The organism is Nostoc sp. 'Peltigera membranacea cyanobiont' 213 (assembly GCF_002245975.1).
In the GTDB taxonomy this organism is placed as follows: Bacteria; Cyanobacteriota; Cyanobacteriia; order Cyanobacteriales; family Nostocaceae; genus Nostoc.
Genome location: NZ_NOLI01000038.1, coordinates 40,130 through 53,503, shown reverse-complemented (window position 1 = coordinate 53,503; position 13,374 = coordinate 40,130). Strand labels below are relative to the sequence as shown.

4 protein-coding genes are annotated in these 13,374 nt (G+C 41.5%); all 4 read right to left on the bottom strand.

Features of this window, described 5'->3' with window-relative positions; genetic code table 11:
• Window positions 1–54: 54 nt before the first annotated feature.
• Window positions 55–813 carry a cupin-like domain-containing protein gene (locus CDG77_RS13180; protein ID WP_094329816.1) on the bottom strand — a complete coding sequence of 253 codons (759 nt, stop codon included), beginning with the start codon at window positions 811–813 and terminating at the stop codon, window positions 55–57.
• Between the two features lie 39 nt (window positions 814–852).
• On the bottom strand, window positions 853–1,956 hold the full coding sequence (locus tag CDG77_RS13175) for a zinc-binding dehydrogenase (RefSeq protein ID WP_094329815.1): 1,104 nt from the start codon (window positions 1,954–1,956) through the stop codon (window positions 853–855).
• 41 nt (window positions 1,957–1,997) lie between these two features.
• Window positions 1,998–2,795: a 2OG-Fe(II)-dependent halogenase WelO5 family protein gene (locus CDG77_RS13170; protein WP_094329814.1), complete on the bottom strand. Its 798-nt coding sequence runs from the start codon at window positions 2,793–2,795 to the stop codon at window positions 1,998–2,000.
• A 114-nt stretch (window positions 2,796–2,909) separates the two neighbouring features.
• Window positions 2,910–13,334 carry a non-ribosomal peptide synthetase gene (locus CDG77_RS13165; RefSeq protein WP_094329813.1) on the bottom strand — a complete coding sequence of 3,475 codons (10,425 nt, stop codon included), beginning with the start codon at window positions 13,332–13,334 and terminating at the stop codon, window positions 2,910–2,912.
• Window positions 13,335–13,374 lie beyond the last annotated feature (40 nt).

The following is a 13,374-nucleotide window of genomic DNA, read 5'->3' as shown; positions in this document are numbered from 1 at the left end:
AACGCGCTGCCAACTTTCTGGGTGCAATTTATTTGGCTGCTTCTGTCATTTGGCTCAATTGATGACACGCCCTAGGATACACTCTATATATTTTGCATTGATAAATTTAGGAAATTTATCAATATCAGGTTGGTCAATATTTAATTGACTCATAAATGGTATTTTTGAATTTTTAAGGAAAGGATATAGAAAAGAACTTTGTTTTGGTTCAAACAGTAAGATTCGCTTTCGACCACGCACTTGACATAATACACTTTCTACTGGATCGTGATGTAATTGCGTTATATTGCCATTGGTACTCATCCAGAAAATAGTAGTCAGGGATAAGTATTTATCAATAAATTCTGGAATTTCCATCTCTGGAATACCCATCCAACGAGCGGTATCGAGGGATAAGTTTTTATCAATAATATCTGGAATTGCAATATCTGGAAATAGTTCAGGGAAGCTAGTATGAATTGGATATTGCTGAATGTAATAGTATTGGTCATCTTTTTTATTCTGCACAATCCAATCTGTGAAGTCAGTAAACTTCATTTTTTTGGTAGGGTAAGTTACTCCAACTTCTGGATCAAAGGTAAATATTTTATTGTCAGAAACGCGAGCATTAATTTCTTTGTTACCTAAAACAGTATTTAAATAATCCAATGACCATAAGGAAAATGCTTTCCATTCAGCTACTATCCCAGTAAAGATGACAGGATGTTTAGAAGATAGAACCGTGTGTTTAAAGTCATCTGGCGTAGGTTTATGAATACGTTCAACTTGACGTACTGAAGTTTGATTAAATTTATTTTCTAAAGTGATATCCATAGATGCTCCTCATGTTTCTTGGTGATGGAAACAAAACATTTAAAGATTAGGCCGAATCACCGCTTTCAATACAGAGCCATGCTCTACATCTGCCAGGGCTTGATTAATTTCTTGTAGTGTGTATGAACGACTAATTAGATTTTCCCAAGCAATATTTTTACTAGAATCACTATGACGTTTTAGTAATTCAATCATTCTATAAAAATGGCTGAAATCAATTCCCCAAGTTCCGCGAATATCAATATGTTTTAGATTAATCTCTAAGTGGGGATTGATGAGAATTTCACCCGTGTTTGTGTAATGCCCGACAATCACATAACGACCTCCATTTCTGGTCATATTTAAGCCCTCTTTAACAGCAATGGGAATGCCTGTGGCTTCAATAGTGACATCAGCACCGTGTCCGTGTGTCAATTCCAAAACTCGCTGAATATGTTGTTGTGGATCGTTAGCCTGAATTACAAGAGTTTCATCTACACCGAAGGATTTGGCAACTAATAATCGGCTCTCAAATTTGTCAATGACAATCACTTTGCCCGCACCTGATAGTAAAGCTAAAATTGCCACACTCAAACCCACAGGCCCAGAACCCTGCACCACAACAAGATCACCAATTTGAATCTGCGCTCGATCGATAGCGTGTAGTGCAGTTGGTAAAGCACATCCCCCAGCAATGAATTGCTTTGGTGAGACTTCTTCGGGTAAAGTGAGAACTTTCACCCCTGGTTTGAGGTAAATTAGTTCAGACCAACCACCGAGTAAGCCATCTTTGGCTGAGTAGGTGACACCATAAACTTTGCGTTGGGGACAGCGAGTGGATGCTTTGGCTACTAGACAATACCAACAGTTGTAACAGGTTTCGTGGACATCTAAAAAAGTGGCGATCGCTCCAGGCTGAATCAATTTACCATTGACATCATTAACCGATCCACCTGTTTCGACCACACGACCAACTGAGAAGTGTCCGGGGATGATGGGATAGGGTACTCCCTCTAAACGCCCATGTAGTAAATGTACATCAGTGCCACAAACCTCAGAATATAAGGTTTCAAGAATGATGCCCCCCTTTTCCAGAATTGGGTCTGGTAATTGTTGCACTTCAACTGGGTGGTTAGGCGCAGTCATTACAGCTGCTAAGGGCATAAATTACTTCCTCACTATATTTACCAACCTAATGTTCAGCTTCAAGACCACAAAATAATTTCACCATTAGGAAGTAATCCGATCGCTGAAGTGAAAGTCACACGTTGTCCATCCATCGGCTCAACAGTGTGATAGTTGCGTGTATTGAAAATGAATATATCTCCTACATAAGGTTGGAAGGCGATCGTGTCTGCATCTGCGATTACTGTATCACCATATCCGTAGGAATCGAGTTTATAGCGATCGTCTTCTGGTTGCCACTGGCGATCGTAAATACGTGTTCTACCATTGTTGTTGGCAGAAAATTGTAAATACAAATTCCAAGAAAGTTGATAAATTACTGTACCAACTTCCCATTCCGCTTGTTCTGACGGGGCATAATCAATATGAAGTTGAGTACCCTGCTCTATTTTTCTGATCAGTCCTGCATAATAACTACCATAAAATGGTTGCGAAGCAATTCGCACAGTCGCGCCTGTACACTCTCGAATTTTCATCATTAAGCGTTCTAATGGATTGAAAGAGGCTGCCATAATGGAGTCTCTTAATTTAGTTGCGCGTTCTACTGCTTGAAAATAGGCTGCTTTACTAACGCGATTATATTCAAACACTGTGATCCCAATTCGCTCAATCTTGGGATTCACATCTTCATAGCAATCAAAGTTGAACAATTGAGCTTGAGCAACTAACATCTCACACTCTTGGGGTGTGGCAAATTCTTTTAACCTAATTAAAGGAATTCGGTTTTCCAACAGCATTCTTAAAGACTCTGTTGTTAAGGGATACTCTTGCTTGTTATCCCAAACCTTCGATTTAATCTGGTTAGAAGTACTAGTCATAATACAGTTCCTTACATTTCAATATCGTACCTATTGATAGGAGTGTGACTCCAAATTCCGGGTGTTTACTGACAAAGCAAAGACGCAAAATTAGCGTCTCTACATAGTTTTGTATTAGATGTCTATTGGTTGAACTCTTGCTTGTTCAATAAACTTTTCTAGTTCTTGAACTAGGGTTTGGACATGAGGTGGTAACACCATGTTTAGATGATTACCAGGAACTACAACAGTTTCTATATGTTCCACTAGTTCATTCCAGTGATATTCAAGAGCGGCATCAGTCTCACTGGCTTTAAATAGAACAATTGAGCCGGAGTAATATTCACCTTTGTAATTTTGTACAGCTTCAGCGTTGATCTGGAAAATTTTCAGAAGATGGGGAGCTTGCTCGAAGTCAAAACCTTGTATAACTACATTTTTCTGTTTAGCTTGTTGATCGACAGAAATTATCTGCTCTTGTGGTTCTAATTGCCGCAGATCGTTTAAACAAAGGTCTAAACGCTCTTTGAATAACTCTACTAATAGAAAAGCATAGTCTACTGGTTCTTTATAACTTAGACAAGGAGGATTAGTATCTATTAGAGCTAACAGAGCTATCTGTTCGCCTTGACGAGAAAGTTGTTGAGCCATCTCAAAAGCTACTAAGCCGCCAAAAGACCAGCCAGAGAGGAAATAAGGGCCATGAGGTTGAACAGTTTGCAACTCTTGGATATAGTGAGTTGCCATTTGTTCAATGCTAGTATGAGGTTGATTTTCGGGATTTAAACCAACACATTCTAGTCCATAGAATGGTCTTTCTGAATTCAAATAAGAAGCAAGATGGTGATAGCAAAGAACATTTCCCCCACCAGGGTGAACGCAAAATAGAGGTGGTTTATTGCCATTATTTTTAATAGAAACTAGGGCAGACAAAGGTAAAGAATCTGTTGAAGAATCCAGAAAATGTGCTAGTTCTTCGATGGTGGGATATTGGAATAAAATACCTAAAGGCAAATTTATCTGGAAATGTTTTTGAATCTGGGACATGAGACGGATAGCTACAAGAGAATGACCTCCAAGTTCAAAGAAGTTATCTCGTATGCTGATAGGATGAGTATCTAGAATGTCTTCCCAAATTTGTACCAGTTGAAATTCCCAGAGATTTCGTGCGTCAAAGTCCTTTTGCAGTTCCTTTTGAACAAGTTTCTGAGGCGATCTAACTTGCGGAATTTGATCTGCTGAAATGCTTTCAATCAGTGTTCCCATCTGCTGTTCTGGAAGATCGACAATGCTGTTAAACAAAGCCTGAAAATGTTCCAGAATCAGCGTTATAGCCGAACTTTCATAACGGTATCGGTTGTAGATGATGCAAAACTGTAGCTCTGAACTTGGACCAACTAAAATGGTGAGGGCATATTTCGTTTGTGCGCCTATAGAACGATCTTGAGGTTGATTTATGTCATGTTTCACAGACCGTTTTGCTGATGAATCGACTGGATAGTTTTGGAAAACCAGAAGACTCTCAAAAAGGGGTAACGATCTAGGTACTTCACTCCATTCGTGAATTTGTCCTTGGGAGCAGTATTCATAATCGCGTTGCGTGAAGCTTTGATCCTGGATATCTTTAAGCCAAGACCAAAATGATGCTTGGGGAGAAACCTGAAGCCGCATTGGTAGGGTATTAATGAATAGACCTAACATGGATTCAGCCCCTACCAATTCTGGAGGACGACCAGAGAAAGTCGCGCCGAATACCACATCTTCAAGACCGCTATAGCGACTCAAGAGCAAAGCCCAAACGCCTTGAACTACAATATTTAAGCTCAAGTGATGTTGCCGTACCAAAGACTGTAAAGCTGCTGTCGCCGAAGCTGTCAAGTGGGCTTTTTGTTCGCCATAGCGCTCTTCCTGAGCAGAAAAAGTAATAGGTTCAGCTTCTATTCCTAATGGGGTTGGGCTTTTGAAACCTTGAAGTGTGCCCCGCCAAAACACCTCTGCCTGAGACAAATCTTGCCGTTTTAGCCAGGCGATATAGTTTCTGTAGGGATGACTGGGTTCGAGTAATAAATCTTGACCTTTGCTAAATGCCTCATAGAATCCGAAAACTTCCTTGAAGATGAGAGGCATACACCAACCATCTATAAGAATATGATGAGAAGTCCAGACGAATTGATAGGCATTTGAGCCTACTTGGAAAAGCGCCAAACGCATTAGCGGTGCTTCAGTCATGTTGAAACCACGCAGTCTATCTGTACTGAGATAGGCTTCTAATTTTTCTTGCTGCTGGGACAGAGAAAGTCCGCACCAGTCTTGCTGCTCTAGTGAAAATTCCACTTCCTTCAGTACAACTTGAAGTGGCTGATCTCGATCTTCCCAAATAAAGGCTGTTCTGAGGATCGAATGGCGATCGCCAACACGCTGCCAAGCTTTTTCAAAAGCTGACACGTTTAATCCTGCTTGCAAGTTTAAAATGCACTGCTCAAGATGTATCCCTGATTCAGACGCAGATAGAGTCTCGAAGAGCATTCCCTGTTGTGAAGGAGAAAGGGGATAAATTGATTCAATATTTTTAGTTTTGAACCGAGTTAATAACTCATCCAGTTCTAATTGATTCAACTGTGCATCTGGAAAATCACTCGGTGTATATCCTCTATTCTCTGCTAATTGACAATGTTTTATTATTGACGCGATCGCTTGAATATAACTCTGCGCCAATTTCTCCACTGTGGCAGGAGTATGAACATGACTATCGTAAGTCCAATCAATTCGTAATTCACCTTCTACTACCAGAGCGTTAATATCCAATATATGGTCACGAATTTGCTTTAAACTTTGGCTAGATCCACTAGATTCAGGCGCAAATTTCCAACCAGTTTCTGATTGTACTTGGTCAAATTGCCCCAGGTAGTTAAAACTAATTTCTGAAGCGGGAATTGTCTGTATCTGTTCATTAACAGTCGCATCTTTACACAAGTAGCGCAATATACCGTAGCCAATTCCACGATTAGGAATCGCTCGTAATTGTTCTTTGATTGATTTAATAATTTCTCGTGGTTGGTTGATTGAAGGCAGTTGCAATAATACGGGAAACAAACTGGTAAACCAACTTACCGTCCGTGATAAGTCTACATCTGAAAATAGTTCTTCTCTGCCATGTCCCTCTAAGTTAATTAGTACAGTTGAATTTCCCGTCCACTCTGCTATTGAAAGTACTAATGCACTTAGCAGTATATCGTTAATTTGTGTGTTGTAAGCTTCGTTTACTGAGAGCAGGAGAGCTTGGGTTTCTTCTGGACTTAATTTCACTGACACACTAGCAGCACTACCTACTGTATTTTCTTCTTGAATGTCAGCATAATCTGATGGTAGTGGTGCGATCTTAGACCAAGGTTGGTTTAGCCAATAGTCTAACTCAAGTTTGATAATTTCTGATTGGGCATAATTGTTTAATTTCTCTGCCCAATCAATAAATGCTGTTGTTTTTGCACTTAGCTTTAGAGGTTTTTGAGTAATTAATTGTTGATAAATTATTTCTAGATCCGATAATAAAATTCGCCAACTTACACCATCTACTGCTAGGTGATGAATAATAATTAATAACCTGGCATCACTTTCATTACCCAAGTTAAACATTACCACTTGCATTATTGGCCCTGTTGACAAGTTCAAACTTGCTTGATATTCTGCGGCAACTTTTTCTAGGGCTTGTGGTTGTTTGCTCTTGGGCGTTGATGATAAATCAACTACAGTGAATGGTACGTTATCATCTAACCCTTGGTTTATTTGTTTGTGTTCACCTGCAATGGATGTGAATCTTAAACGCAAAGCATCGTGATGCTCTAGTAATTTTTTCAAGGCTATTGCAATTAATTCACTTTGCAGATGATTGGGAATCTGTAATAAAACTGATTGGTTATAATGGTAAGCCGCTTGCTTATTTTGCTCAAAGAACCATTGTTGAATTGGTGTTAGGGATGCAACTCCAGTCACTATCCCTTGTTTAGATTCAACACTTACTGTTGTATTGGCAACCTTGGCAAGTTCGGCGATAGTTTGGTTTTGGAATATTTGTTTGGGAGTGATTTGTATTCCTGAGTTTTTGGCACGAGAAACTACTTGAATACTCAGGATTGAGTCGCCACCAATTTCAAAGAAGTTGTCGTGGATGCTGACTTTTTCTTTGAGCAGTAGTTGTTGCCAGATGTTAGTTAAAATTTGTTCTATGGCTGTACATGGCGCTACATATTCATGTTCCCGGCTAATTTCTGCATCAGGTGTTGGTAGTGCTTTGCGGTCTATTTTGCCATTGGGTGTTAACGGTAGGTTGTCTAAGGTGACAAAGCTACTGGGTATCATGTATTCTGGTAGCTGTTCCTTGAGGAATTGACGCAGTTGGTTGGTAGTTAGTGATTGATCGCTAGAAACTACATAAGCAACTAAGCGTTTGTTACCTGGAATATCCTCTCTGACAATGACTACGGCTTGTGGGATTTGGGGGTGGGTGTTGAGGACTGCTTCGATTTCTCCGAGTTCGATGCGGAAACCACGAATCTTCACTTGGTTATCGATACGATCGAGGTATTCGATATTACCGTCACTCAGGTAACGCGCCAAGTCTCCTGTTTTGTAAAGGCGTTCTGATTTGGCATCAGAAAAGGGATTTGGGATAAATTTTTCTTGAGTGAGTTCTGGGCGATTGAGATAACCTCTAGCTAAACCATCTCCTCCGATGTACATTTCTCCGGGTACACCGATGGGTACTGGTTGGAGGTGTTTGTCTAGGATGTAAAGTTGGGTGTTGGCTATGGGGCGACCAATGGGAACAACTTGTTGCCTAATACCACCCCTGCAATTCCAAAACGTTGCATCAATGCAAGCTTCTGTTGGCCCATAAAGATTATACAAGTCTGTATTGAGTTGCTCAAAAAAGCGCTCTTGCAGAACCACTGGCAATGCTTCTCCACCACAAAAGACGCGTTTGAGAGATTTACAGGTTTTAAACTCTTCCTGTTCTAAAAGCATTTGTAACAGTGATGGTACAAGTTGGAGTATTGTTATTTGCTCTGTTGTAATTACTTGTGTTAAATAAACACTATCTTGATGGCCCAAAGGTTTCGCCACGACCAGTTGCGCTCCTGTTAGTAAGGGTGCGAAAAACTCCCATACTGAAGCATCAAAGCTAAAAGGTGTTTTTTGAAGAACTTTGTCTGTTTCAGTCAGAGGGAACTCTGTTTGCATCCACAGCATATGGTTGCAAATAGCGCTGTGAGGAATTTTTACTCCTTTGGGTTGACCTGTAGAGCCGGAGGTATAAATCACATACGCTAAGTTATACGGCTTAATCCCATACACTGGATTTTCATCACTTTGCTGACAAATTGCCTCCCAGTCTCTGTCCAAAGCAACTACATCTGCTTTAGTTGGTGGCAATTCCGTGATAATTTGTTTTTGGGTTAATAGGACTTTCACCTGGGAATCAGCCAACATATAACTCAGTCGTTCTTGGGGATAATTGGGGTCAAGTGGTACATAAGCCCCACCCGCCTTAAGTATCCCCAGTAGTCCCATCACCATCTCAATAGAACGCTCCACACACAACCCAACCAGCACATCTGCTTCCACACCCAATGAGCGCAAGTAATGTGCCAACTGATTAGCGCGACAATTCAATTGGTGGTAAGTCAGTTGTCGATCTTCAAACACAACTGCTACAGCATCCGGGGTACGCCGAACTTGCTCCTCAAACAACTGATGGATGCATTTATCAGAGGAATAGTCTACTTGAGTGTTGTTCCACTCAACAAGTAACTGTCGTTGCTCGACTTCTGTCAGCAAGGGTAATTGGTAAATTTGCTGCTGCGGGTTAGTAACAATGCCTTCAAGTAATGTCACAAAATGCCCCGCCATCCGCTCGATAGTGCGCTCATCAAACAAGTCAGTGTTGTACTCCCACACACCCACCAAACCCGTAGCAGTGTTCTGCATTGATAAACTCAAATCAAACTTTGCCGTTGCGCCTTCTGTCATCAATGAGGTAACAGTTAACCCAGTCAGTTCTAATTCAGACATGGGCGTATTTTGCAGAACAAACATTACCTGGAACAGAGGTGTATGGCTGATATCTCGTTCTAGCTGCAATGCTTCCACAAGCATTTCAAAAGGTAAGTCCTGATGTGCGTAGGCATCTATTGCCATGTCTCGAACACGAGTGAGTAATTCACTAAAGCTCGGATTACCTGCCAAGTTGGTACGCATCACTAAAGTATTGACAAAAAAGCCAATTAACCCTTCAACTTCCAAGCGATCGCGGTTAGCAATTGGCGAACCCACCAAAATGTCTGATTGTCCTGTGTAGCGGTAAAGCAGGGTGTCATAAGCTGCCAACAGCGTCATAAACAACGTCACTCCTTGCTCTTGGCTCAGTTTTGTCAACCTATCAGTTAAGTCAACTGACAGTGCAAACTCTTGATATGCGCCAGCAAATGTTTGTACGGCAGGTCTTGGTCGGTCTGTGGGCAACGACAACAAAGTTGGTGCATCTTTGAGTTGTTGTTGCCAGTAATTCAATTGGCTTTGCAGTACATCTCCTTGCAACCAGTCTCTTTGCCAAATTGCGAAATCTGCGTACTGAATCGGCAGTGGCGTTAAGGATGACGGCTGACCATGAGAATAAGCATTGTACAGTGTTGTTAGTTCTTGGATAAACACACCTATTGACCAAGCATCAGAGACAATGTGGTGCATACACACTAATAAGGCGTGTTCTGTCTCTGACAGCACTACTAATGTCGCTCTGAATAATGCAACACCAGCCAGGTCAAACGGTTGAATAGCTTGTTGTTGCGCTAATTGCTGTAAAGCACTTTCTTGTTCGGTTGTGGGTAAATGCTGACACTCAACAACTGAAACTGTCCAATTGGTGTGTGTTTGAATTATTTGAGTTGGTTGTCCATTAACGGTGACGAAATTGGTACGTAAGGCTTCATGGCGATGAATAATTTCTTGTAAGCTTTGCTCTAAGGCAGCAACATTAAGAGTTCCTACTAGACGCAAAGCCACAGGAATGTTGTAAGAGGCGTTGTTTGGCTCAAACTGGTCTAAAAACCACAAACGCTGTTGAGCATAAGATACTGGTAAGTCTGTATTCTTAGCTCTTGGTAAAATAGGTGGTGCAGAAAGTTCTAAGTCCTGTTGCTGTAACTGCTCAATGAAGAGTGCTAATTCGGCTAGTGTTGCTGTGGCAAACAACTCACGCAATGGTAGTTCCACTTTGAAAATCTTGCGGATACGTGAAACCACTTGTGTTGCTAGTAGCGAGTGTCCGCCAAGTTCAAAGAAGTTATCAGAAATACCCACCTGTGGTATCTTCAGCACTTGCGCCCAAATTTGTGCCACCAGTTCTTCAATCGGAGTCCGTGGGGCTACATATTTATCTGTAATTTCGCTGTATAAATCTGGTATTGGCAAAGTGCGGCGGTCTACCTTCCCGCTAGGAGTTAGTGGCAAAGACTCCAACACTACAAAAGCATTGGGTACCATGTACTCTGGCAGCTTTGCTTTGAGGAATTGCCGCAGTTCGCTGATTGTGGGTGGATAGTCCTGATGTGCTACTACATAAGCAACTAAGCGTTGATCGCCAGGGGTATCTTCGCGGGCAATGACACAAGATGCTTGGACATCACCATGTTGACTCAGTAATGCTTCCACCTCGCCCAACTCAATACGAAAACCGCGTATTTTTACCTGATTATCTATACGACCTAAGTATTCAATATTGCTATCCGATAAGTAGCGTGCTAAATCTCCCGTTTTATATAATCTACTCCCTCCTGTTTCATCAAACGGGTTGGAGATAAATTTCTCAAGTGTTAACTCTCTTCGGTTGAGGTAGCCTCGCGCCAAGCACACACCACCAATGTACAATTCTCCTGGTACACCAACGGTTACAGGTTGTAGATACTTATCTAGGATGTAGATTTGTGTATTGGCAATTGGTTGCCCAATGGGAGGCAGTAGGGGCCATGTCTCCACCGAATCGGCCAAAGTAAAACTGGCAGCTACATGGCTCTCTGATGGCCCATAATGATTGTGCAAACTACAATCCGTTAGTTTGCTTAACCATTGAGAAATCGCGGGAGTAATTTGCAACTGTTCCCCAGCAGTAATAATTTCCCTTAAATGACTATTAACTAATTCACTATCAACAGAGACTTCAGCTAGTTGCTGTAAGGCAACAAAAGGAAGAAACAGTCTCTCAACAGCTTTTTCTTGGAGAAAACCTAATAAAGCTGAGGCATCACGGCGCAATTCCTCTGTAATCAACAGCAATGTGCCTCCAGAACACCAGGTAGAGAAAATTTCTTGGAAGGAGACATCAAAGCTGATGGGAGCAAATTGCAGGGTTTTTGCTCCATGAGGAATTTTCATATTTTCTAGATGCCACAAAATCATATTGCAAAGGGCAAGCTGATTCATCGCTACTCCCTTGGGCTGATCTGTAGAACCAGAGGTGTAAATTATATAAGCTAAGTTACTTGCTTGTACTCCAGAGATAAGATTGTCTTGACTGGATTGAGAAATTAGTTGAGCATCGGTATCCAAACAAATAAGTTTTGCTTGATGCTGAGGTAGTCTCTCTTGGAGTGATTGCTGAGTCAACAACACTGAAACTTGAGCATCTTCTAACATGAAACTCAGGCGTTCAGTTGGATACTCTGGGTCAAGCGGCACATAAGCCCCACCTGCTTTGAGAATTCCTAATATTCCCACAACCATTTCTAAGGAACGCTCGACGCACAACCCAACCAATACATCGGCTTTCACTCCTAAAGACTTCAGGTAGTGCGCCAACTGGTTAGCACGGTAGTTTAATTGGTAGTAAGTCAGTTGTTGATTGCCAAACTCCACCGCTACAGGATTGGGTGTACGTTCCACCTGCTCCTCAAACAACTGATGGATAGATTTATCATGGGGATAATCTACTTGAGTATTGTTCCATTCGCCAAGTAACTGTCGTTGTTGTGCTTCTGTTAGCAGGGGCAATTGCGAAATTTGTTGCTGTGGGTTAGCAATAATACCTTCGAGTAAGGTGACAAAATACCCAGCCATCCGCTCTATGGTGCTAGGGTCAAATAAGTCTGTGTTGTATTGCCACACAGTTCCCAGCCCAGAGGGAGTGTTTTTAATGAATAAAGTCAAATCAAACTTGGCAGTGGTCTTTTCTGTCCCTAATGAACTGAGGGTTAACCCAGTCACTTCTACTTCTTCAGATATGGGAGCATTTTCGAGGACAAACATTACCTGAAACAGTGGTGTATGACTGAGGTCTCGCTGTGGCTGTAATGCTTTTACCAACTCCTCAAAAGGCAAGTCTGGGTGAGCGTAAGTTAAGAGTGTCCGTTGCCGCACTCGATTTAACAATTGCTGAAAACTGGGGTTGCCTGATAAATCGGTACGTAATACTAAAGTGTTGACAAGAAAGCCAATTAACCCCTCAAGTTCCAAGCGATCGCGTTTAGCAAAGGGTGTACCTACTACAATGTCATCAGAGCCTGTATAGCGATAAAGTAAGGTAACATAAGCTGCGAACAGCGTCATGAATAGGGTGGTTCCCTCTTGCCTACTGAAATTAGCAAGGGCTTCACTCAATTCATTTGATAATTGTTGATATTGAATTGCACCCCGAAAAGTTTGAATGGCTGGTCTTGGTCTGTCTGTGGGTAATTCTAGTAAGGTAGGAGCGTTTTTGAGTAGTTGTTTCCAGTAATCAAGCTGTGTTTGGAGTACTTCTGTTTGCAACCACTGCCGTTGCCAAATGGCAAAGTCGGCATACTGAATTGGTAGCTCAGGTAGCTCTAGGGGGAAGTTATTACAGAGGGCTGAGTAAATGGTTGTTAACTCGCGCATCAATACGCCCATTGACCAACCATCAAAGACGATATGGTGTATTGTTAGTACCAAAGCGTGTTCTACCTCTGCGAATTTAACTACAGAAGCTCGGATTAAAGGAGAACTAACAAGGTCAAAGGGTCGAGTAGCTTCTGCTGAGGCTAATTGTTGGCAAGCGATTTCTCTTTCACTAGCAGGTAGTTTTGTGAGGTCTACTATTGGCACACTTAAAGTTAAGCTGTCAGCAATTACCTGGACTGGCTGCTCGTTGATGGTGTGGAAGTTAGTACGTAAGGCTTCATGGCGAGAGATAATTTTGTTGAGGCTTTGCTCTAGGGCCGCAACGTTTAACTGACCGTGAAGTTTTAAAGCTGTTTGTTCATTGTAGAAGGGGTTATCTGGTTCCAACTGGTTTAATAACCAGAGTTGTTCTTGAGCAAAAGACAGAGGTAAGTTCTGAGGACGCTTGGCTTTGATGAAGGGTAAATCTGTATAAGCATCCGCACTTTTATCGTTTAGCAATAAGATAAGTTCTGCTTTATTTTTAGTTAATAAATCACGAGTTTCTAGCGTCAATATTCCTTTGGGAGCATTAACACGCAACTGCTCGCCTTCAACCCACAACTTCACACCCTGTTTAGTAAAATCAGCTACTAATTGCTCGATATTCATAGAATCATCAACTCCAAATTTTTACCTAATTCGTAATTAA